Annotated in this window: 25 protein-coding genes; 17 read left to right on the top strand and 8 right to left on the bottom strand. The window is 68.2% G+C overall.

What is annotated here, in order from left to right:
• Positions 1-20 precede the first annotated feature (20 nt).
• Genes IC40_RS0111635 through IC40_RS0111625 form a run of 3 tightly spaced genes read left to right on the top strand, consistent with a single transcriptional unit; the run spans position 21 to position 2,208 of the window.
• Positions 21-638, top strand: coding sequence for an acid phosphatase (locus IC40_RS0111635; RefSeq protein WP_030134883.1), 618 nt, complete (start codon positions 21-23; stop codon positions 636-638).
• Positions 617-1,717: an isochorismate synthase gene (locus IC40_RS0111630; protein WP_030134882.1), complete on the top strand. Its 1,101-nt coding sequence runs from the start codon at positions 617-619 to the stop codon at positions 1,715-1,717. The genes IC40_RS0111635 and IC40_RS0111630 overlap by 22 nt, the downstream gene beginning before the upstream one ends.
• Positions 1,714-2,208 carry a GNAT family N-acetyltransferase gene (locus tag IC40_RS0111625; RefSeq protein ID WP_030134881.1) on the top strand — a complete coding sequence of 165 codons (495 nt, stop codon included), beginning with the start codon at positions 1,714-1,716 and terminating at the stop codon, positions 2,206-2,208. The genes IC40_RS0111630 and IC40_RS0111625 overlap by 4 nt, the downstream gene beginning before the upstream one ends.
• Here IC40_RS0111625 and IC40_RS0111620 read toward each other — a convergent pair.
• Together IC40_RS0111620 and aroQ are read right to left on the bottom strand one after the other, a co-directional pair.
• Positions 2,205-2,582, bottom strand: a complete 378-nt coding sequence (locus IC40_RS0111620; protein WP_030134880.1) for a hypothetical protein — start codon at positions 2,580-2,582, stop codon at positions 2,205-2,207. The two genes, IC40_RS0111625 and IC40_RS0111620, sit on opposite strands and share 4 nt — an antisense overlap.
• Positions 2,579-3,019 carry a type II 3-dehydroquinate dehydratase gene (gene aroQ, locus IC40_RS0111615; RefSeq protein WP_030134879.1) on the bottom strand — a complete coding sequence of 147 codons (441 nt, stop codon included), beginning with the start codon at positions 3,017-3,019 and terminating at the stop codon, positions 2,579-2,581. The genes IC40_RS0111620 and aroQ overlap by 4 nt, the downstream gene beginning before the upstream one ends.
• A 125-nt stretch (positions 3,020-3,144) precedes the next feature.
• On the opposite strand from aroQ, the gene IC40_RS0111610 reads away from it, so the two are divergent.
• From IC40_RS0111610 to whiB1, 8 genes are all read left to right on the top strand, one after another.
• Positions 3,145-4,236 (top strand): acyl-CoA dehydrogenase family protein, encoded by a 1,092-nt coding sequence (locus IC40_RS0111610; RefSeq protein ID WP_030134878.1) that lies wholly within the window; start codon positions 3,145-3,147, stop codon positions 4,234-4,236.
• A 3-nt stretch (positions 4,237-4,239) separates the two neighbouring features.
• Complete coding sequence (locus IC40_RS0111605) at positions 4,240-5,442, top strand: acyl-CoA dehydrogenase family protein (RefSeq protein WP_030134877.1); 1,203 nt, start codon at positions 4,240-4,242, stop codon at positions 5,440-5,442.
• A gap of 7 nt (positions 5,443-5,449) precedes the next feature.
• A complete protein-coding gene (locus IC40_RS0111600; protein ID WP_030134876.1) occupies positions 5,450-7,849 on the top strand; it encodes a CaiB/BaiF CoA-transferase family protein in 2,400 nt (799 codons plus the stop codon).
• A gap of 36 nt (positions 7,850-7,885) precedes the next feature.
• A complete protein-coding gene (locus IC40_RS0111595; RefSeq protein WP_030134875.1) occupies positions 7,886-8,797 on the top strand; it encodes a LysR family transcriptional regulator in 912 nt (303 codons plus the stop codon).
• A complete protein-coding gene (locus IC40_RS0111590) occupies positions 8,787-9,170 on the top strand; it encodes a YchJ family protein (RefSeq protein WP_030134874.1) in 384 nt (127 codons plus the stop codon). Before IC40_RS0111595 ends, IC40_RS0111590 begins: the two co-directional genes overlap by 11 nt.
• A 9-nt stretch (positions 9,171-9,179) precedes the next feature.
• The gene (locus tag IC40_RS0111585) at positions 9,180-9,674 is read left to right on the top strand and encodes a M15 family metallopeptidase (protein ID WP_030134873.1); all 495 of its coding nucleotides are present in this window, start codon (positions 9,180-9,182) and stop codon (positions 9,672-9,674) included.
• A gap of 130 nt (positions 9,675-9,804) precedes the next feature.
• Positions 9,805-10,749 carry a diacylglycerol/lipid kinase family protein gene (locus tag IC40_RS0111580; RefSeq protein WP_030134872.1) on the top strand — a complete coding sequence of 315 codons (945 nt, stop codon included), beginning with the start codon at positions 9,805-9,807 and terminating at the stop codon, positions 10,747-10,749.
• 276 nt (positions 10,750-11,025) lie between these two features.
• Entirely contained in the window at positions 11,026-11,280 is a 255-nt protein-coding gene (gene whiB1 / locus IC40_RS0111575) for a transcriptional regulator WhiB1 (protein ID WP_019514677.1), read from the top strand.
• Between the two features lie 113 nt (positions 11,281-11,393).
• On the opposite strand, the gene IC40_RS0111570 is transcribed toward whiB1, so the two are convergent.
• Positions 11,394-12,893: a two-component system sensor histidine kinase PdtaS gene (locus IC40_RS0111570; RefSeq protein WP_030134871.1), complete on the bottom strand. Its 1,500-nt coding sequence runs from the start codon at positions 12,891-12,893 to the stop codon at positions 11,394-11,396.
• A 19-nt stretch (positions 12,894-12,912) separates the two neighbouring features.
• Positions 12,913-13,128: a biotin/lipoyl-binding carrier protein gene (locus tag IC40_RS0111565; protein ID WP_030134870.1), complete on the bottom strand. Its 216-nt coding sequence runs from the start codon at positions 13,126-13,128 to the stop codon at positions 12,913-12,915.
• 160 nt (positions 13,129-13,288) lie between these two features.
• Between IC40_RS0111565 and IC40_RS28570 the strand changes: the two genes are divergently transcribed.
• Positions 13,289-13,363 carry a 50S ribosomal protein bL37 gene (locus tag IC40_RS28570; RefSeq protein WP_085976028.1) on the top strand — a complete coding sequence of 25 codons (75 nt, stop codon included), beginning with the start codon at positions 13,289-13,291 and terminating at the stop codon, positions 13,361-13,363.
• 94 nt (positions 13,364-13,457) lie between these two features.
• On the opposite strand, the gene rsrA is transcribed toward IC40_RS28570, so the two are convergent.
• Positions 13,458-13,760, bottom strand: coding sequence for a mycothiol system anti-sigma-R factor (gene rsrA, locus IC40_RS0111560; protein WP_030134869.1), 303 nt, complete (start codon positions 13,758-13,760; stop codon positions 13,458-13,460).
• Positions 13,757-14,395, bottom strand: coding sequence for a sigma-70 family RNA polymerase sigma factor (locus IC40_RS0111555; protein ID WP_030134868.1), 639 nt, complete (start codon positions 14,393-14,395; stop codon positions 13,757-13,759). Before IC40_RS0111555 ends, rsrA begins: the two co-directional genes overlap by 4 nt.
• A gap of 238 nt (positions 14,396-14,633) precedes the next feature.
• On the opposite strand from IC40_RS0111555, the gene IC40_RS0111550 reads away from it, so the two are divergent.
• From IC40_RS0111550 to IC40_RS0111540, 3 genes are all read left to right on the top strand, one after another.
• On the top strand, positions 14,634-15,125 hold the full coding sequence (locus IC40_RS0111550; protein WP_030134867.1) for a YbaK/EbsC family protein: 492 nt from the start codon (positions 14,634-14,636) through the stop codon (positions 15,123-15,125).
• Positions 15,126-15,153: 28 nt separating this feature from the next.
• Positions 15,154-15,465, top strand: a complete 312-nt coding sequence (locus tag IC40_RS0111545; RefSeq protein WP_030134866.1) for a GNAT family N-acetyltransferase — start codon at positions 15,154-15,156, stop codon at positions 15,463-15,465.
• A gap of 71 nt (positions 15,466-15,536) precedes the next feature.
• Entirely contained in the window at positions 15,537-16,310 is a 774-nt protein-coding gene (locus IC40_RS0111540; RefSeq protein WP_030134865.1) for a class I SAM-dependent methyltransferase, read from the top strand.
• Here the strand turns inward: IC40_RS0111540 and IC40_RS0111535 are convergent.
• Positions 16,298-17,773 (bottom strand): DUF7782 domain-containing protein, encoded by a 1,476-nt coding sequence (locus IC40_RS0111535; RefSeq protein WP_030134864.1) that lies wholly within the window; start codon positions 17,771-17,773, stop codon positions 16,298-16,300. The two genes, IC40_RS0111540 and IC40_RS0111535, sit on opposite strands and share 13 nt — an antisense overlap.
• Complete coding sequence (locus IC40_RS0111530) at positions 17,770-18,633, bottom strand: SOS response-associated peptidase (RefSeq protein WP_030134863.1); 864 nt, start codon at positions 18,631-18,633, stop codon at positions 17,770-17,772. The genes IC40_RS0111535 and IC40_RS0111530 overlap by 4 nt, the downstream gene beginning before the upstream one ends.
• A 10-nt stretch (positions 18,634-18,643) precedes the next feature.
• On the opposite strand from IC40_RS0111530, the gene aroA reads away from it, so the two are divergent.
• Positions 18,644-19,939 (top strand): 3-phosphoshikimate 1-carboxyvinyltransferase, encoded by a 1,296-nt coding sequence (gene aroA, locus IC40_RS0111525; protein WP_110783503.1) that lies wholly within the window; start codon positions 18,644-18,646, stop codon positions 19,937-19,939.
• Positions 19,936-20,922: a ribosome small subunit-dependent GTPase A gene (rsgA, locus tag IC40_RS0111520; protein ID WP_030134861.1), complete on the top strand. Its 987-nt coding sequence runs from the start codon at positions 19,936-19,938 to the stop codon at positions 20,920-20,922. Before aroA ends, rsgA begins: the two co-directional genes overlap by 4 nt.
• Positions 20,923-20,935: the final 13 nt, after the last annotated feature.

Genomic DNA, 20,935 nt, shown 5'->3' with positions numbered 1-20,935 from the left:
CGTGCGGCAGAATCGCGACGGTGAGCGTCCACCAGCATCGGTTGTTACTGCTGAGGCACGGCGAAACCGAGTGGTCGCGCAGCGGTCGACACACCGGCCGCACCGATCTGGAACTACTCGACATCGGCCGTGACCAGGCGCGGCTGGCCGCGGCGGCGCTCACCGAACTGCAGTTGTCCGACCCGGTGGTCATCTCCAGTCCGCGGCGGCGCGCGCTGGAGACCGCAGAACTGGCCGGGCTGACCGTCACCGACATATCCCCAGACCTCGCCGAATGGGACTACGGCGATTACGAGGGGCTGACGACACCACAGATCCGCGAGACCGTGCCGGGCTGGACCGTGTGGACCCACGATTGCCCCGGCGGCGAGTCGGCCGCACAGGTCAGCGAGCGTGCCGACCGCGCCATCGCGGTGGCGTTGGAACATATGGAATCCCGCGATGTGGTGTTCGTCGGGCACGGACACTTCTCCCGATCCCTGCTGAGCCGATGGGTCGAGCTACCGGTGTCGGAGGGGGTGCGCTTCTCGATGGCAGCCGCCTCCATCGCGGTGTGCGGTTTCGAGAAGGGCATCCGCCAGATCAGCGCGCTCGGGCTGACCGGGCACCCCAACCCGTGCCTGCCGCCGCCGCCGTGACGCCGTCCTTCGTGCTGTCCGGTCCGGCGGGCACGGTGCTGGCCGAGGGCATCGGCACCGCATTCGCCGAGGTGGCGGCCGCTCGGGAGGCCCTGCGCGCCGGGACCGCGCCGATGGTGGTGGGGGCCTTGCCCTTCGATCTCACCCGGCCCGCGGCGCTGCACGCGCCGGTGACGGTCAGCCGGGTGACCGCACTGCCGGACTGGACGCCCGTCGACCCGCCGCGGATACGTACGCGTGACACCCTGCCCGCGAGCTCCGAGCATCGCGCCCGGGTCGCCGAGGCGGTGCGCCGGTTACGGGCGCCGGGGTCGCCGTTGCAGAAGGTGGTGCTGGCCCGTGCGCTGCGGTTGGCTGCCGAGACCCCGTGGGACGCGCCATCGGTGCTGCTGCGGCTGGCCGTAGCAGATCCGACAGCCACCGTGTATCTGGCGGACCTGGCGCCGGCGGCAACCCCCGGCGTGCTGGTGGGGGCCAGCCCGGAACTGTTGGTCGCCCGTTCCGGGGACACCGTGATCTGCCAGCCGTTCGCCGGATCGGCGCCGCGCTCGGCCGACCCCGAGATCGACACACGCAATGCCGCAGCACTGGCGGCCTCGACCAAGAACCGCCACGAACATGCGCTGGTGGTCGACGTGATGCGCGCGGCGTTGGAGCCGCTGTGCGCCGATCTGATGATCGCCGACGAGCCACAACTGCACGGCACCGATGCGCTGTGGCACCTGAGCACCCCGATCCGTGGCAGGCTGCGCTCGGCGGCGACCAGCGCCTTGGATCTGGCGCTGGCGCTGCACCCGACGCCCGCGGTGGGTGGCGTGCCGACGGAGCTGGCCGCGGCGCTGATCAACGAGCTGGAGGGTGACCGCGGGTTCTACGCCGGCGCCGTCGGCTGGTGCGATGCCGCCGGCGACGGCCGCTGGGTGGTGTCCATCCGGTGCGCGGTGCTGGCCGAGGACGGGATGAGCGCACTGGCGCATGCCGGTGGCGGCATCGTCGCGGAGTCCGATCCCGATGACGAGGTCGACGAGACCACGACGAAGTTCCGGACGATCCTGACAGGACTGGGGGTTACACCGTGAGCGAAGTGATCCGGCGGGCGCGACCCGGCGACGAGGCCGAGATCGTGGCGATGATCCGCGAGCTGGCCGACTTCGAGAACGCCGCCGACGAGTGCGTGGTCACCGAAACCCAGCTGCACACAGCACTTTTCGGCGACCAGGCGACGGCACACGCCCATATCGTGGACATCGACGGACAGGCCGCCGCGACAGCGGTCTGGTTCCTGAACTTCTCGACGTGGGACGGGGTGTCCGGGATCTATCTGGAAGACCTGTTCGTGCGCCCGGCATTTCGCCGGCGCGGCCTTGCCCGCAAGCTGCTCGCCACGCTGGCCGCCGAATGCCGTACCCACGGCTACACCCGGCTGAGCTGGGCGGTGCTGAACTGGAACGTCGACGCCATCGCACTGTACGACGCCGTCGGCGGAACCCCGCAGACCGAGTGGACCACCTATCGCGTCTCCGGGCCGCAGCTGGCGGAACTGGCGAGCGAATCCGATCGGCCGGACTAGTCCCGACCGGCCATCCATTGCACCGAGGACGGGCTGAACAACATCGCCAGCGCCGAGAGCGCCAGCAGACCGACCAGGATTCCGTACACCACATGGTGGCTGGTGATCACATACCAGGCGATGGGAAGCAGCAGCAGATTCGTCGGCACCGCGATTCCGCGACCCCAGCGTCGACCGGTCACCAACGCCCACCCTCCGGTCAGCACACCGGCGCCGATCAGGATGAACCACACCGCGGTGCCGTAACCGTTGACGATGTGCTGGTCGGCCCCGGCGAAGGCACGCACCAGTAGCACCGCCGCCATGACGAGCGCCGCGACGCCTTGCGCCGCCACCAGATAACCGACGTAGCGGACGATCGGTGGCTGCGTCACGACAGCCGGCCCGCCAGATGTGCCACCGCGAACACGTAGCCGCGCGGTCCGGCACCGGCGATGACCACCTCGGCCACCGCCGAGACATAGGAATGGTGCCGAAAGGCCTCACGGCGGTGGATATTGCTCAGATGCACCTCGACCACCGGCAGGTCGACACCGGTCAGGGCGTCGGCGATGGCCACCGAGGTATGGCTGTAGGCCCCTGGATTGATGATGATCCCGGCGCAATCCGCGCGCGCGGCATGAATGGCGTCGATCAGCACACCCTCGTGATTGCTCTGTACCGCGCGAACCCGTAGCCCGTGCTCGGCGGCGGCCTCGCTGACCTGCTGTTCGATCTGCGTGAGCGTGGTGGACCCGTAGATCTCCGGCTGCCGGGTGCCCAACAGATTCAGGTTGGGCCCGTTCACGAGGAGCAGTTGGCGTGCGGTCACGTCAGTACGGTACCTGCACCACGCATGTCGTCATCGGAAACGTATCGGTGTCGGCATGCGTGATTTACACGGCGACGCGCACCACACAGCATGGGATGCCGACACCCAGGAAGGGGCGGTAGAGCATGACGATCAGCGTGGCCGAACGGGCGGAGTTGCGATCCGCGGTCCGCGACCTGCTGCAGGAGAAGTGTTCCGAGCAGGACGTGCGCGCGGCCATGGAGTCCGAGGATGGCTTCGACCGGGAGCTGTGGGGCCGTCTGGCCGAGCAGGGCGTGCTCGGCATGCTGGTCGGCGAGGAGCACGGCGGCCTCGGTTTCGGACCGCCGGAACTGGAGGCCGTCGCCGAGGAGACCGGCGCCGCGCTGCTGCCCGCCCCGTTCATCTCCAGCGCGGTGCTCACCGTCGCGCTGATCCAGGCGGCAGGCACCGCGGAGGACAAGCAGCGGTTGCTGCCCGGCTTGGCCGATGGCAGCTCCATCGGCACCGTCGCGGTGACCGGCGCCCGCGGCACGTGGACCTCGGCCGGTGTCGACGTCACCGCAGGCGCCGACGGCACCCTGACCGGCTCCGCGCACTTCGTCACCCACGGACAGCTCGCCGATGTGATCCTGGTGGTCGCGCAGGGCGCCGACGGTACCGAGATCTTCCACGTCGAAGCCGATGCGCCCGGCTTCCAGCGCACGCCCGCAACGGTTTTCGACCGGACCGTACCGCTGTCGACCTATACCTTCGCCGACACCCCGGCCCGCCGCCTGGGCACCGCCGGCTGGGATGCCGTGCAACAGGCTCTCGACCTCACCGTCGTCGCCCTGGCCGGTGAGCAGGCCGGCGGTACGCGGCGCATTTTCGACATCACCATCGAATACCTCAAGACCCGCTTCCAGTTCGGCCGGGCGATCGGCAGCTTCCAGGCGCTCAAACACATGGCCGCCGATCTGCTGCTGGAGGTCGAGTCCGTCACCTCGGCGGCTCAGAACGCCGCGGCGCAGTTCGAGGACGAACAGGCCCGCGCCGGAGCGGTCGCACTGGCCGGGTTCGCCTGCGCGGAAGGATATGTGACCACCGCGATGCAGGCCGTCCAGATGCACGGCGGCATCGGTTTCACCTGGGAGCACGCGTGTCACCTCTACGTCCGCCGGGCTCGCAGTGGCCTGCAACTGTTCGGCGACTCCGCATCGCACCGCGAACGCTACCTGCTCTCGAAAGGTGCATGAGTCATGAGCGAGATCAATCTGCCCAGCGCCGAGGAACTCCGGGCTGAGGTCCGTGCCTGGCTGGAAGAGAACTGGACCGGCGTCACCCTGCCCAAATCCGACGACCCGTGGGTCAGCTCCCCCGAGCGGATCGCCTGGCTCGAGCAGGTTGTGGCGGCCGGCTACGGTGCCCCGACCTACCCGAGCCAGTGGTTCGGCCGGGCCTACCCGAACAAGCTCGCCAAGGTGATCGCCGAGGAATTCCGCGCGGCCGGCGCCCCCGGCGCCTGCCAGGACAGGTTCAGCATCCCGGCCAACACGACGCTGGCGTTCGGCACCGAGGCGCTCAAATCCGATCTGCTGTACAAGTTCCTGACCGAGAAGGCACGCACCTGCCTGCTCTACAGCGAGCCCGGTGCCGGCTCGGATCTGGCCGGTGTGCGCACCACCGCGGTGCGCGACGGTGACCGGTGGGTCATCAACGGCCAGAAGGTGTGGACGTCGGGCGCCAAGACCTCGCAGTACGCGCTGCTGATCGCCCGCACCGACTGGGATGTGCCCAAGCACAAGGGCATCACCTTTTTCATCGTGCCGATGAACCAGCCGGGCATCGAGATCCGGCCGCTGGTGCAGATCACCGGCGACGCGCATTTCAACGAGGTGTTCATCACCGACGCCACGGTGCCCGACGCCTACGTGGTGGGCGGCGTCGGCAATGGCTGGCTGGTGCTGCAGACCGCGCTGGCCGTCGAGCGTTCCATCATGGGTTCCGGAACCAGCCTGCACCGCAAGCAGTCCCGTGGTAACAGCCTTGTCGAAATGGCCCGCACGCACGGCAAGCTGGGCGATGCCGCGATCCGCAGGTCACTGGCCGATGTGCTCGCGCTGCGAGAGCTGAACAGCCTCAACAATGCCCGCGCAAAGGCCGAGGCCAAACAGGGCACCGCAAGCCCGGTGATGTCGCTGGGCAAGCTGGCGACATCGCGCATCCTGCACGCCGAGGCACGGCTGAAGACCGACATCATCGGCGCCGATGCGCTGCTGGCCGGACCGGACAATGCCGAGGCCGACGAGGTGAACTTCCTGAGTCTCAACGCGTTCTTCACCTCGATCGGCGGCGGCACCGACCAAATCCAGCGCAACATCATCGGCGAGCGGGTGCTCGGGCTGCCCAGGGAGCCCGAGGTCGATCGCGACATCCCGTTCCGCGAGATCCGGAAGAACTAGCGTAGCCATGAACAACCCGAAAGCTTACGACCCACCGCTTTCCGGCGTGCGGATCCTGGATCTGAGCACCGGCCCGATGACCGCCGTCGGACGGCTGCTGGCCGACCTGGGTGCGCAGGTGAGCGTGGTGCGGCTCGCCGGTGTGAACGACGGCACCGGCGCAGCCGACGACGACAGCGACTCCCCGGACGGCGATGTGCTCGATACCGCCATCAACCGGCGCGGCCTGCCCCGCATCGACGCCGATGCCCGGCAATGGCCGGAACTGGTCGCGGGTGCGGACATTCTCGTCGAGAACACTCGCCCCGGGTCGGTAAACGAGGCGGCGCTCGATGTCCGGCAGATCCGAGTCGAACATCCGGAACTGGTGGTGCTGTCCATCAGTGACTTCGGCCGGGACAACGATTTTCGCGAATGGCAGGCCACCACGCCGGTATTGCACGCGCTGACCAGCGAGCTGACCCGGTCCGGTATCCCGGGCCAGGTCCCGCTGGTCCCGCCGGCCCGGCAATTGCCCTACCATGTGGCGGCGGCGCAGGCCGTGGTGCTGGTGCTCAGCGTCTATCTTGACAGGTTACGCACCGGCGCAGGCGATCTCATCGACTTCTCGGTCCTCGACGGCGCCATGCAGACCCTCGACCCGCCCTATGGCAGTGCCGGTACCGCCTCGGCCGGCGTCGCCGTCAGCCAGCAGGAGCGAAACTGGATCGCCGAGCAGTTGCGCTACCCGATCCTGAAGTGCGCGGACGGCTACATCCGGATCTGTCTGTTGGCAAAGCGCCAGTGGCGCGGCATGTTCGAGTGGATGGGCCGCCCAGCGGAGTTCGCCGACCCCAAGTACGACAAGCTGCGGGAACGTTTCATGTCCCCGACACTGATGCCGGCGATTGCCACGTTCATCCGGGACAAAACCCGGGCCGAACTGGAATCGGCGGCCCAGCGGTACCGGGTGCCCGCCGCTGCGGTGCTGACCCTGCCCGAGGCATTGCGCACCGACCAGATCCGTGAGCGCGGTTTCCTGCGGCAGGTAGAGCTGCAGAAAGGGGTGAGTGTTCCGGTGCCGGTCGGGGTGGCCGAGATCGACGGGCACCGGGCCAGCACACTCACCGATGCCGTTGCTCCGCAGCGCCGCCCGCCGTCGGCGGCCATCCTGGCCGGCCGGCCTCGTCGCAACGAGGGGCTTCCGCTGGAGGGTCTGCGGGTGCTGGATCTCGGCGTCATCGTGGTCGGCAGCGACAGCGGTCGGTTGTTCGGCGACCTGGGAGCCGATGTGGTCAAGATCGAGAACACGGCGTTCCCGGACGGTCTGCGCGGCAACCTCACCTCGGTATCGCAGACCTACGCCGCCGGGCACCGCAACAAGCGGTCCATCGGCATCGACCTGCGCTCCGATGAGGGCCGCGCCCTGGCGCACCGGCTGGCCGCCGACGCCGATGTGGTGCTCACCAACTTCAAGCCCGGGGTGGCCGCCACGCTGGGCATGGATCACGACACCCTGAACGGGGTGAACCCCGGCATCGTCGTGGTGGACAGTTCCGCATTCGGCCCGACGGGACCCTGGGCCACCCGGATGGGCTACGGACCGCTGGTGCGCGCCGCCGCGGGTTTCACGGACATGTGGGTCTACCCCGAGGACCCCGAGAAGCCCGCCAAGCGCAGGGCCTTCTGCGACACCGTGACCGTCTACCCCGACCACGTGTCGGCCCGCATCGGTGTGCTGGCCGCGCTGGCGCTGCTGCTGCGCCGCGAACGCACCGGTGCCGGCGGTTCGGTCAGCATCGCGCAGTCGGAGGTGATGCTCAGCCATCTGGCCGCCGAGATCGCCGAACAGTCGGCCGACGCCACGTCGGCGTTCGAGCAGGACGCGCCCTGGGGCGTGTTCGGGTCCGCCGGCGACGATCAGTGGGTCGCGGTGACCGTACGCGGCGACACCGACTGGCAGGCGCTGTGCAGGGTGATCGGGCGACCCGATCTGGCCGCCGACGCGCGGCTGAGCACCCGCACCGGCCGGATCGCGGAGCGGGCCCGCATCGAGGATGCCGTGCGGGCCTGGACCGCCGAGCGCTCCCCCACCGAGGCCATGACGGCGCTACAACGCGCAGGCGTGCCCGCCGGTGCGGCGCTGCGCGCGGCCGAGTTGCTCGATTGGGACTACTACGTCGCCCGGCGTGCGTTCCGCGAAGAACTCCACCCGCTGTGGACCACGCCCTTCGTGATGGAGAACGTCGTCATCCATTCCGAGCGGATTGCCGACCCACCGATGCGGCAGGCACCGCTGCTCGGGGAGCAGACCCGCGAGATCGCGGCCGACCTGCTGGGTCTCGACGACGAGCAGATCACCGAGCTTTTGCGCAGCGGGGTCTTGGAGTCGATTCAACCGGCCGAGATCGACGGTGCCGGCGTCTAGGATCGAGCGACCCCCTCAGCCGTCCCGGAGTGCCGCATGCAAGTCGACTTCACCAGGCTCCGCTACTTCGTGGCGGTCGCCGAAGAGTTGCACTTCAAGCGTGCCGCCGATCGGTTGATGATCACCCCGCCCCCGCTGAGCAAGCAGATCAAACTGCTCGAGCGTGAGCTCGGCGGGCCGCTGTTCGAACGGCGGTATCACCGCGTGGAGTTGACCGAACTCGGCGCGCAACTGCTCGAACCGGCCCGCGAAATCCTGCGCCGGGTAGAGGATCTCAAAGTCATTGCCACGCGAATCGCCAAGACCGGCAACACTGTTCGGGTTGGTGCCACCGCGTACGCGCCGTCGGATTTCCTGGCCAGACTGGAGACGGCCGTGGCCGATCTGCCTGTGCCCACCGAGTTCGGGCTACCCGGTTCGGCCGCCGAGGTCACCGCGAAGCTGGTCTCCGGACATCTGGACATCGGATTGATCCATCTGCCCTCATCCGACAAACGACTACGCCACCGCGTGGTGGCGACCTACCCCGGTGCCATCGCGGTGCGGTTCGACGATCCGCTGGCAGGCTCGGCGAGCGTGCGCATCGAACAGCTTCGCGACCGTGATGTGGTGATCGATTTCGCCAGACCCAATCCGGTGGTGTTGGCCGGTCTGGCGCGCGGCCTGGCCAGTCGCGGTGTGACCCGGATCGTCCGCGCCACAAAGGATCTCGGCGGTGAGCTGGAAATGGCAACTCAGGTCTTCAACCGGCACCTGGTTGCCCTGGTCACCTATGCGCCGAACTCGGCGATCGGCCGGATCTTCTCCCCGCCGGAATTCGAGTTGATCCCGATCGACGAAAGCACCTGGGCCCCGGCCCAGATCGCGCTGGCCTGGGTACCCGATCCAGCGGACGACTCCGGGATGATCGATTCACTGGTCGAACGGATCGCCGACCGTGTCCGCTGACTGCCCGTGCGGATCGACGCTCACCTATGCCCGATGTTGCGGACCGCTGCACGACGGGGCCGTGCCCGCGGTGACCGCGCTGGCGCTGATGCGGTCGCGATTCAGCGCCTTCGCCCTCGGCCACACCGCATACCTGCTGCGGTCCTGGCATCCGCGCACCAGGCCCGGTGAACTCGAGCTCGATGACACCATCACGTGGCGACGGCTGCAGATCGTGGACACCGAGGCCGGCGGGCAGCACGACGAGGAGGGCATCGTGGAGTTCCGCGCCCAGTACGAACAGCACGGTAGGCGCCACATCCTGCACGAACGCAGTCGATTCATCCGCGCCCGCGACGACACCTGGCGCTATCTGGACGGTGAGATCTCCTAGACTGAACCGATGCGCGCAGTGCTGATGGCGGGAGTGCTGGCCACCGCCCTTGCCCTCGCACCGGTCGCCAAGGCCGAACCCGTCGAGACACCAGACCGGCCGTTGACCGCATTCGACACCTCCGATCCGGCGATCGGCAATCTGGATCCGGCACTGCGCACGGCCGTGCAGAACGCCACCACTGCGGCCGCGGCCCAAGGCGTCAGCGTGACCGTCAACTCGGGCTGGCGCAGTCCGCAGTTCCAGCGCCAGCTCCTCGAAGACGCCATCGTCACCTACGGCAGCTTCGAGCTTGCCCGCCAATACGTCCAATTACCCGAGCAGTCCCGGCACGTCATCGGGGCGGCGGTCGATATCGGTGGGCCCGACGCCGCGCAGTGGATGATCGCCAACGGACCGCGTTTCGGGCTGTGCCAGATCTATGCCAACGAGACATGGCATTTCGAGCTGGCGGCCGACGCCAACGGCATCTGCCCACCGTTGCTGCCCAACGCCGCCGGCTGAACATCGCTGCCCGCCAACACGATCGCCATGGCCGGCGTTCATCGAACGGACATCCGTACGAGTCGAATCTGCCTCGACTGTTGTCGGGCGCGGCCACCGTGCCCCGGACACATGGCTAGGCTGGTATCCCGTGCGTGCCGTGCTGATCGTCAACCCGAATGCGACTTCGACGACCCCGGCGGGTCGTGATCTGCTGGCCCACGCATTGGAGAGCCGGGTGGATCTGACCGTGATCCACACCGACCATCGCGGTCACGCCGTCGAGATCGGCGCGCAGGCAGCCAACGACGGCACCGATGTCCTGATCGTGCACGGCGGAGACGGCACGGTGAACGAAGTGGTCAACGGCGTATTGCAGGCGGGCGGAACCGGTGAGCACACCCCGGCCGTCGGCGTGGTACCCGGCGGTTCGGCCAACGTCTTCGCGCGGTCCCTTGGCATCAGCCCCGACCCCATCGAGGCCACCAATCAGCTGGTCGACCTGCTCGGTGAGCGTCGTCGAGGCATGCCGTGGCGGCGTATCGGGTTGATGGACTGTGGGGAGCGCTGGGGCGTGTTCACCGCGGGCATGGGGGTCGACGGTGACGTCGTGGCGGCCGTGGAAGCCCAGCGCGCCCGCGGGCGCAAGGTGACCGCATCGCGCTACATCAGGGTCGCCATCCGGGAGATGCTGGCCAGCGCGCGCCGGGAGCCGCTGCTGACGCTGGAACTACCGGACCGGGAGCCGCAGACAGGAGTGCATTTCGCGTTCGTGTCCAATTCCAGCCCCTGGACCTACGCCAACACCCGACCGGTGTGGACGAACCCGGACACCACCTTCGACACCGGCCTGGGAGTGTTCGCGATCACCAGCATGAGCATCTGGCGCAATCTGGGATTGGTGCGCCGGATGTTGTCGTCGAAACCCGATATCACCGCCGGGCATCTGGTGCGCGATGACGACCTGCCGTGGCTGCGGGTGAGCAGTGACACACCGGTGGCCTGCCAGATAGACGGCGATTACGTCGGTTTACGTCAGGCGATGACCTTTACCTCGGTACCGAATGCCATCGGGGTGGTCGCCCCTGCTCCGTGATCAGGCCTACACAGCCGTGACCTGCTAGTTTGCTGTGAGCGACAGATATTTAGAGCGCAAGTGAGCCCAGTGTAGTACAAACGGATGAGTGGACCGGTAACCCGGTAGCGCAGTGACATTGCCCACGTGTTAACGCAGTTCTATTGACATCTGTTCAGCCTGTGAAAGCATCGGATGCAACAGTGCAGAAACATTTCATGTGCACCCGTTAACAGCCGAAGAAAACCTAGTGCGATTTTGTGCGCACGGGCGAAAACTGACTAGGAGTTGGAAGCTATGGATTGGCGTCACAAGGCGGTCTGTCGCGACGAGGATCCGGAACTGTTCTTCCCCGTGGGGAACAGCGGCCCGGCCCTCGCCCAGATCGCTGATGCGAAGCTCGTCTGCAACCGTTGCCCGGTGACCACCGAGTGCCTGAGCTGGGCGCTTGAGTCCGGCCAGGACGCCGGCGTCTGGGGCGGGATGAGCGAGGACGAGCGTCGCGCACTGAAGCGTCGCAACGCCCGGACGAAGGCCCGCAGCAGCGTCTAGCCAGAACCGACGACGACTGCGGCCCCGACAAACTGTCGGGGCCGCAGTCGTTTCCGGCCCAAATGCTGTGTGCCTCATCACAATAGGCCGCGGCACCGGAGGGTCGGCGGTACTCAGATCGGCATTCGTCGGTGCCTACCGATGGGCACCCGCAGGACAACATCGGTGCCGCCACTGGCGACATCGTGCATACCCAGCGAGCCGTCGAGTTCGGCCGAGACCAGGGTGCGCACGATCTGCAGACCGAGCCGGTCCGACTTCTCCAGACTGAACCCCTCGGGTAAGCCCCGGCCATCGTCGTGCACCACGACATCGAGCCACCGCGCCGAGCGTTCGGCGCGGATGGTCACCGACCCCTTGGACACGTCTCCGTCGAAGGCATGCTCGAGCGCGTTCTGCACCAGCTCGGTGATGACCATGATGAGAGCGGTGGCCCGGTCGGCATCCAGCACGCCCAGATCACCCTCGCGGGTGATCCGGATCGGGGTGTCCACCGAAGCGACATCGTTCATGATCGGCACGATCCGGTCGACCACCTCGTCGAGGTTGACCTCCTCGTCGACCGACATCGAGAGCGCGTCGTGCACCAGCGCGATCGAGGACACCCGCCGCACCGATTCGATCAGCGCCTCGCGCCCCTCGGCATTGTTGGTCCGGCGCGCCTGCAATCGCAACAGCGCTGCGACGGTCTGCAGATTGTTCTTCACCCGGTGGTGGATCTCGCGGATGGTGGCGTCCTTGGACAGCAGCGCGCGGTCGCGGCGTTTGATCTCGGTGACATCGCGGATGAGCACCGCGGCCCCGGCGGGCTCCCCACTGGCGAGCAACGGGATGGTGCGCAGCAGCACCGCTGCGCCACCGGCATCCAGTTCCATCCGGGTGCTGGCTCCGCCCGCCACCGAGATGCGCAGATGGTTGGCCAGTTCCTGAGCCTCGAATGGGTCCGACATCAACGGCCGGGTCACCCCGATGAGGTTGTGCCCCTCCAGCTCGGCGTTCAGCCCCATCCGGTGATAGGCCGAGAGCGCGTTGGGGCTGGCGAAGGTGACATCGCCGTTGACGTCCAGACGGATGAATCCATCACCCACGCGGGGGCTGGACCGCGACATCGCGGCGTCGCCGACATTGGGGAAGGTGCCCTCGCTGAGCATCCGGACCAGGTCCCGCGCGCAGTCCAGATAGGCCTGTTCCAGCGGGCTGGTCGTGCGCCGGTCGGCAAGGGCGGTCTGATGGGTCAGCACGGCGACCACCCGGTCACCGTGGCGAACCGGCACCGCCTCGACGTTCAGCCAGCGACCGTCACCGGTTTCCGAGCGCCCGGCATCGCTTTCCCTGCCGATCGCCCCCGAGGAGAAGGCAGCGCCCACGACCGGCATGTCGGTGGCGTTGGACAGGGTTCCCACCGCGTCGGCCAGCAGGACCGTCGGTGCGGTGTTGGGGCGGACCTGAGCGACACAGACCAGGACATCGTCATCGCTGCGCACCCACATCAGGTAGTCGGCGAAGGACAGATCGGCCAACAGCTGCCATTCCCCCACCACGGCGTGCAGGTGGTCGACGGCATTGCCCGGCAGGACAGTGTGCTCGGCGAGCAGATCACCGAGGGTCGACATGAGCCGGGTCGCCTTCGGGCTAGCTGATCACCGCGATGAGGTCGCCGGCCTGGATGACATCACCGACGGAAACACTCACCTCGGTGATGGTGCCCGCGACCTCGGCGAGCACCGGGATCTCCATCTTCATGGACTCCAGCAGCACGAGAGTGTCGCCCGCTTCGATCTGGTCGCCCTTGTTCACCACGACCTCCAGCACACTGGCCACGATCTCGGCGCGAACATCCTCGGCCATCTTCACCCCACTCATCTGCGCTTCTGGCCGGCAACATTCGGCCCACCGGCCTATATCGAACCACAACCCCGGCGGCCCCCACGAACACCAGGTGGACAAAAGCACTCCCGCGGGCATGAGACACTGGTAGCCAGTATTCGTCTGACCCGGAGGTTCCATCATGGCCAAGCGTGGCCGCAAGAAGCGCGACCGTAAGCACTCGAAGGCCAATCACGGCCGTCGTCCCAACGCCTGAGCGCACTGCCGCTGACAGCGACGCTGGGAAGCAAACCGCCCGAGCTCCTCATAGGGAGCCCGGGCGGTTTATGTTTGACGCCTCTGTCGGGCAGTCAGCCACGCACGATGGTGGTGCGGCTGATTTCCAGGCGAAGCCTGGCGCGCAGGCTCTCCGGTGCCTTCTCGCCGCTGCATTTGGTGGCGATCAGGGTCTTCACCCGCTCCTCGATGCCGTACTGACGCAGACAGGTCGGGCACTCCTCCAGATGTTGGCGGAGCTTGTCGCGGGTCTCGACGGTGCACTCACCGTCGAGCAGGGTCCATACCTCGGCGATGACCGCCGCACACTCCGGGTGGTCGGGATCGACCGGGCCGATCGGTGGAACCCAGCGTTCCTCGTCATGGGTGTCGCTCACGAAGAGACCTCCTCCGGCTCGTCCTGTTGCTGACCTCGTAGGAAGCCGCGGTCGCGGGCCACATCGGACAACAGCTCGCGTAATTGTTTCCTGCCGCGATGCAGTCGCGACATCACCGTGCCGATCGGCGTGTCCATGATCTCTGCGATCTCCTTGTACGGGAAACCCTCGACATCGGCGTAGTACACGGCCATCCGGAATTCCTCGGGCAGTGCCTGTAGGGCGGCCTTGATCTCGGTGTCCGGGAGCGCTTCGAGCGCTTCGACCTCCGCCGAACGCAGACCCGTCGAGGAGTGCTCGGCGTTGGAGGCCAACTGCCAGTCGGTGATCTCGTCGGTCGGGTACTCCGCAGGCTGGCGCTGCTTCTTGCGGTAGCTGTTGATGTAGGTGTTGGTCAGGATGCGGTACAGCCACGCCTTGAGGTTGGTGCCCGCACGGAAGGAGCGGAAGCCGGCGTAGGCCTTGACCATCGTCTCCTGCAGCAGGTCCTCGGCGTCGGCCGGATTGCGCGTCATCCGCAGTGCGCCGCCGTAGAGCTGGTCGAGCAGCGGGATGGCGTCGCGTTCGAAGCGTGCGGTGAGTTCGGCGTCGGTTTCTTCGGCCGGCGCGGCGGCCATATCGTCGATATCGGTCATTGCGGGAGACACCGTCCCTTCTGTCGCGGCGCCACCGAACCACTCCAGTGCGACCACCGGACGTTCAAGGCAGGCCGTTGGCACCAAAATCCCCTATCTGACGATCCTAAAGGCAATGACCGACACAACCTGGCTCGGGCTGCATCAACTCCAACAACACGGCGTCGCGGCCCGCTCATTCCCGGCCGGCCCGGCTGGGTGTGCTGACAGCCAGGTCACGACGGCTAGGGTCGGTCGGGTGGCACGCGCAGCTACCCCGGCCATCGGGGTCCTGGTCGATGATGGCGTCGCTCACGAGATCTTGCGATACCAGCACGATCCGCGCGCCGAGTCCTTCGGTGACGAGGCGGTCGCCGCGCTGGCCGCCGCGCACGGGCTGGCCCCGGAACAGATCTTCAAGACGCTGGTGCTCGCCGTGCCCGGCGGTTTGGCGGTCGCCGTGCTACCGGTGCCCGCCAAGCTGTCACTCAAGGCCGCCGCCGCCGCATTGGGCACACCGAAGGCCGCGATGGCGGAGAAGGCGGCCGCCGAGCGGGCCACCGGCTACGTCCTCGGCGGGATCTCGCCGCTGGGCCAGCGCAAGGCATTGCCGACGGTCGTGGACTCCTCGGCGCTGAACTGGGATCGGGTGTTGTGCAGCGCGGGCAAGCGGGGCTGGGATGTCGCGCTGGCCCCCGGCGACCTCGTCCGCCTCACCGGCGCGGTCACCGCCGACATCCTGGCGCCGTGATCCTGCGGCCGGGGGCCATGATGGAGTCATGACCGACACCATCACCGACGCGACCGAGCGCAACCGCTTCGAGATCCACCACGGCCAGGATCTGGCCGGTTTCGCAGAGTACCGCGATCATGGCGGGCAGCGGATCTTCTATCACACCGAGATCGGCGAGCAGTACGGCGGAAAGGGTCTGGGCAGCAAGCTGATTCGCGACGCGCTGGCCGACACCGTCGCCGCAGGCATGCGCATCGTGCCGGTCTGCTCGTTCGTGGCGAAGTTCCTGGACAGCCACGACGACTTCGCCGGCTCCGTCGACGAGGTGACGCCGGAGATCCGCGCTCTGGTCGACTGAGCGGATCGACCGTGGCCGTGCGCAGTGGTCGTGGACGCCCCAGGGCCGCCGCCGACGGCTAGGGTGACGACGTGTCCCTCTGGTCAGCAGGACGGTATGAGGCCGTCGCGCAACAGATCTCTGCCATCGCCACCCGCGTCGTGGACACCGCCGGTCAGCTGCGACCGCTACCGGATGCCGATATCGTCGACCTGGCCTGCGGCACCGGCAGTGCCGCCCTGACCGCCGCGGCGGCGGGCGCCACCGTGACGGGTGTGGACCTGACCCCGGAACTGCTGGCGATCGCGGCGGGTAAACCGGGCGGGGACGCCGTGCGCTGGGTGGCCGCCGATGCCGCCGCCACCGGCCTGCCCGACGCGTCCTTCGACATCGCGGTGTCGAACATGGGCACCATCTTCGTCGAGCCGACGGCGATGATGACCGAGGTGGCCCGGCTGCTGCGACCGGGCGGCGTGTTCGCCTTCTCGACCTGGGTGCGCGACGCCGAGAATCCGTTCTACGACCCGATCGTCGAGGTACTCGGCCCACGCCCCGCGGGCACCCACAGCCCCGATCAGTGGGGTGACCCCGAGGTGGCCACCGCGCGCCTGTTGGCCGATTTCGACCGGATCACCATCGAACGCGGTGCGCATCCGTGGACCTTCGATTCGACGGCGCACGCCGTGCAGTTCGTCACCGACGAGTCCCCCATGCACGTCGACATCCTGTCCCGCCTCGACCAGCCGACCGGCGACCGTCTCGTCGAGGCGTTCCGGGCGGCACTGGATGCCCACACGGCTGCCGACGGGACGGTCGGCTTCGAGGCGTCCTACGCCGTCATCGCCGCCGTCCGTCACCCGGCCTGATACAGGATCCCGCGCCCGATCGCCGCCCGGATCTCCGGCAGCGCGGCAGCGGCCAGCGCATCGGCCGCCACCCCGTGGTGGGCGGCCAGCAATTCGATGAGCGTCCCGAGCGGCACCTCGCCGCGACACCCGGCCAGCAGTGCGGTCAACACATCGTCGACGCCGATCACCGCACCCGGTCCGCCCGGCCTGCGCACCGCGGCGCCGATCTGCTGCCAGCCGTCGGGCCCCGGCAGCGAATGCTGTTCCAGCAGCACCGGTGCGGTCGACAGCCTGGTGGCGAGTAGGGCGTCATCGCCGGTATCGCGCAGATAGGCCCGGCGGGCGAGGAAGGCCGCCACCTCGGTACCGGTCGGGGCCTCGTCGGCACCGGTGATCTCCTCGAGGATCTGTTCGGGTTGCTCACCGCCGGCCGGCCGGCGCACCGTGATCAACCCCATGCCGATGGCCCGGACGCCCTCCTCGGCGAACCAGTCCAGCCACTGGCCGCCACGGACCGCGGCGACCTCGGGCGGCTCGCCGGCGTCGGCCAACCACAGCGAGACATAGCTCACCGGATCGGCGAGCTCCCGCTGCACCACCCAGGCGTGTAACCCGGTGCCGGCCAGCCAGCCGGCCACCCGCTCGCGCCAGTCCTGTTCGCCGACGATCCAATTCGCCATGATCTGGGCCGTGCCGCCGGGTTCCAGGTGGTCGGGCAACTGTTCGATCAGGTTGCGACACAGTTGGTCTCCGGCCATCCCGGAATCGCGGTAGGTGTAGTCACTGGCGCCCGAGCCGATGACGAACGGCGGGTTGGACACGATGAGGTCGAACCGTTCACCGGCCACCGGCTCGAACAGGTTGCCCAGACGCATATCCCAGTTCATGCCGTTGAGCCGCGCGGTGGCCGCGGCCAACATCAGCGCCCGCTCGTTGGTGTCGGTGGCGACGATATCGGCGCAGTGCGCGTTCAGGTGCAGCGCCTGGATGCCGCACCCGGTGCCCAGATCCAGCGCACGACGCACCGGGGTGCGAATGATCGCACGTGCCAACGACATCGACGCCCCGCCGATCCCGAGCACGTGATCACGCCGCAAACCTCCGGCGCGCAGGGCGGCATCCTGATCCGAAACCACCAGGTGATCGCGATCGCCGTCGCTGTGCGGGCGGATGTCCAGCGCCGCACGCCAACCCCCGGCACCGTCGGGCTCCAGCACCCCGGCCGCGACCAGTGCATCCAGCGGCACCGACGGGAACGCACGCTGTAACCGATCCCGGGATTCGGACGCACCGAGCAGGAACAAGCGGATCAACACCGACAACCGGTCCTCGCCGGTGGCGCGCAGCGCAGGCCACCAGATGCCGCGGCCGAGCGCATCGTTGGCCTCGGGTCCCAGCAGTGCGGCGACACCATCGACGGTGAACCCGGCCGATCGCAGATCGGCACCGAGAGCATCGAGGAACTGTGGTGTGAGCGTCAAAACAGGCCCTCATCGTGGTGGGCGGGCTCGATGAGCTCGGGACCGTTGTTGCGCACGCTGTTGACCAGTCGCGATACCTCGCGGATCTCGATGCGGTCGAGATCACCGTGCCCGCGTAGCAGCCCCTCGTCGATATCTGCGTCCGGGTCCAGCCAACGGTCCCAGTCGGCGGCACTGATGGTCAGCGGCATGCGGTCGTGGATATCGGCCAGCTGCGCGGCCGATTCGGTCGTGATGATGGTGCAGCTGAGCAGCGGCGGACTGTCCCGGTCGGCGTCTTTCGGCCGCCAGGTCGACCACAGCCCGGCCATGAAGAGCGGCTCACCGTCGGCGGCATACATGTAGTACGGCGTCTTGGCGGGCTTCTTGGCACCCTCGACGATTCCGGGCTTCCACTCGTACCAGCCATCCATCGGGATCAGGCAGCGTTTGGTCTTGGCCGAGCCGCGGAACGCCGGGGAGGTGGTCACCGTCTCGGCGCGGGCGTTGATCAGCAGCGGCCCCTTCTTGAGGTCGGGTCCGCCGTCCTCGCCGGTCTTGGACCACGGCGGGATCAGGCCCCAGCGCATCGAGCGGATCCGCCGGCGCGACTCGTCGTCGGGATGGCCTTGGGGCGAGCGAAGCGACGGGGAGGGATGGTCATGGGGCGAGCGAAGCGACGGGGAGGGATGGTCATGGGGCGAGCGAAGCGACGGGGAGGGATGATCATGCCGCTTGACCACGGAGCTGATGGTCGTGGTCGGAGCCACGTTGAAGTTCGGACCGCCCTGGCCTTCGGCCGTCGCCGTCGTTTCGTCCAAGGCCTTGATTTTCTCGGCCAACAACGCCGGGTCGGTGGTCACCGCAAATCGCCCACACATACCAGGCAGGATAGAGGCCGTGAGCAACTGGCCGGCACCGACGACCACCACCCCCGTGAACGCCACCGTCGAGGTGCCCGGGTCCAAATCGCTGACCAACCGCGCGTTGGTGCTGGCCGCGCTGGCAGGGGCGCACCACGGCGGAACGCGAGCATCGACCATCGACGGCGCGCTGCGCAGCCGCGATACCGACCTGATGATCGACGCCCTGCGCGCCCTCGGGGTGCGGATCAGCGGCGCGGGCACCGAACTGAGCGTCGAAGGTGCCGTGGCCCCGGTCGCGGACACCCGCATCGACTGCGGGCTGGCCGGCACGGTTCTGCGCTTCCTGCCCGCGATCGCCGCGCAGGGCGGTGAGACCGTCATCTTCGACGGTGACGAACAGGCCAGGGCCCGCCCGATCGCACCATTGCTGGATGCGTTGCGCGGTCTGGGCGTGGATATCGAGGGCGATGGATTACCGTTCCGGGTGCGCGGCCACGGCGCGGTGTCCGGCGGTGAGGTCCACATCGACGCGTCGGCGTCCTCCCAGTTCGTCTCGGGTCTGCTGTTGTCCGGTGCCGGTTTCACCGACGGGCTGACCGTGGTGCACACCGGCGACTCGGTGCCCTCGGCCCCGCACATCTCGATGACGGTGTCGATGCTGCGCAGCGCCGGGGTGAGCGTCGACGACAGCGTCGCCAACCGGTGGCGTGTCGAACCGGGCACGGTGGCGGCCAGGGACTGGGTGATCGAGCCCGACCTGTCCAACTCCGTACCGTTCCTGGCCGCGGCGGCCGTCACCGCCGGCACCGTGCGCATCAATCGCTGGCCCGCGGCGAGCATCCAGCCGGCCGGCGATATCCTCGACCTGCTTGCGCGAGTGAATGTGACTGCTTCACAGCATGATTCGTTCCTCGAAGCACGGGGCGCCGCTCAGTTCGGCGGTATCGACATCGACCTGCACGATATCGGCGAGCTGGCCCCCGCGGTGGCCGCACTGGCGACCCTGGCCGCACCCGGTTCGGTGTCCACACTGCGCGGGATCGCCCATCTGCGCGGGCACGAGACCGATCGACTGGCTGCCCTGCGCACCGAGATCACCAGCCTGGGCGGTGACTGCACCGAGACCGAGGACGGCCTGCGGATCACCGCGGTGCCGATGCACGGCGGGGTGTGGCGGTCCTACGCCGATCACCGGATGGCCACGGCCGGGGCCATCATCGGGTTGCGGGTGCCGGGTGTCGAGGTCGAGGACATCGCCACCACGGCCAAGACCCTGCCCGACTTTCCAGGGATGTGGGCGGCGATGTTGGGCCCGATGTGAAGTCGCGCGAGTACGACGAGTCCGATGTCCGGGTCCGCCCGGGCAAGGGTTCGCGTCCGCGCACCAAGACCCGGCCCGAACACGCCGACGCCGAGGACGCCATGGTCGTCACCGTCGACCGTGGCCGATGGGGCTGCGCGCTCGGTGGTGACCCGCACCGCAACGTCACCGCGATGCGGGCCCGTGAACTCGGCCGGACCCCTATCGTCGTCGGCGACGAGGTCGGCATCGTCGGCGACGTATCCGGTCGACCGGACACGCTGGCCCGCATCATCCGTCGCGCCGAGCGGCGAACGGTGTTGCGGCGCACGGCCGATGACACCGACCCGACCGAGCGGGTGGTGGTGGCCAACGCCGATCAGCTGTTGATCGTGGTGGCCCTGGCCGACCCGCCGCCGCGCACCGGGTTCGTCGAACGCGCCCTGATCGCGGCATTCACCGGCGGACTGATCCCCATCCTGTGTCTGACCAAGTCCGATCTGGCCTCTCCCGTGGAGTTCGCGGCCCAGTTCGCCGATCTGGATCTACAGGTGGTGACGGCGGGCCGCGACGATCCGCTGGATGTGGTGGCACCGCTATTGGCGGGCAAGGTGACGGTGCTGCTCGGGCATTCCGGGGTCGGCAAGTCCACGCTGGTGAATCGTCTTGTGCCCGATGCGGACCGGGCCACGGGGTCGGTGACCGGCGTCGGCAAGGGGCGGCACACGTCCACCCAGTCGGTTGCCCTGCCGCTGCGGGAATCGGGATGGGTGATCGACACACCGGGCATCCGGTCGTTCGGCCTCGCCCACGTCAAACCCGATGACGTCGTCGCGTCTTTCTCGGATCTCGCTGCGGCCGTGGATGATTGCCCCCGCGGCTGCGGACATCTCGGGCCTCCCGCCGACCCCGAGTGCGCGTTGGACACGCTGACCGGTCCGGCGGCGGCGCGGGTGGCCGCGGCGCGTCGACTGCTGGTCACCCTGGGCGAAGCGGGGTACTGAACACCGCGAGCGC

It is taken from the genome of Mycolicibacterium neoaurum ATCC 25795 (genome assembly GCF_000691525.1).
Taxonomy (GTDB): domain Bacteria; phylum Actinomycetota; class Actinomycetes; order Mycobacteriales; family Mycobacteriaceae; genus Mycobacterium; species Mycobacterium neoaurum.
Note: the sequence above shows the minus strand (reverse complement) of the source record. Positions and strands in the feature narration are given on the sequence as shown.

Excerpts from the sequence above, each read along its gene's own strand:
- IC40_RS0111610 (WP_030134878.1), top strand. The coding sequence starts at position 3,145 with ATGACGATCAGCGTGGCCGAACGGGCGGAGTTGCGATCCGCGGTCCGC.
- IC40_RS0111605 (WP_030134877.1), top strand. The coding sequence starts at position 4,240 with ATGAGCGAGATCAATCTGCCCAGCGCCGAGGAACTCCGGGCTGAGGTC.
- IC40_RS0111600 (WP_030134876.1), top strand. The coding sequence starts at position 5,450 with ATGAACAACCCGAAAGCTTACGACCCACCGCTTTCCGGCGTGCGGATC.
- IC40_RS0111595 (WP_030134875.1), top strand. The coding sequence starts at position 7,886 with ATGCAAGTCGACTTCACCAGGCTCCGCTACTTCGTGGCGGTCGCCGAA.
- IC40_RS0111585 (WP_030134873.1), top strand. The coding sequence starts at position 9,180 with ATGCGCGCAGTGCTGATGGCGGGAGTGCTGGCCACCGCCCTTGCCCTC.
- whiB1 (WP_019514677.1), top strand. The coding sequence starts at position 11,026 with ATGGATTGGCGTCACAAGGCGGTCTGTCGCGACGAGGATCCGGAACTG.
- IC40_RS0111570 (WP_030134871.1), bottom strand. The coding sequence starts at position 12,893 with ATGTCGACCCTCGGTGATCTGCTCGCCGAGCACACTGTCCTGCCGGGC.
- IC40_RS0111565 (WP_030134870.1), bottom strand. The coding sequence starts at position 13,128 with ATGGCCGAGGATGTTCGCGCCGAGATCGTGGCCAGTGTGCTGGAGGTC.
- IC40_RS0111555 (WP_030134868.1), bottom strand. The coding sequence starts at position 14,395 with ATGACCGATATCGACGATATGGCCGCCGCGCCGGCCGAAGAAACCGAC.
- IC40_RS0111545 (WP_030134866.1), top strand. The coding sequence starts at position 15,154 with ATGACCGACACCATCACCGACGCGACCGAGCGCAACCGCTTCGAGATC.
- IC40_RS0111530 (WP_030134863.1), bottom strand. The coding sequence starts at position 18,633 with ATGTGTGGGCGATTTGCGGTGACCACCGACCCGGCGTTGTTGGCCGAG.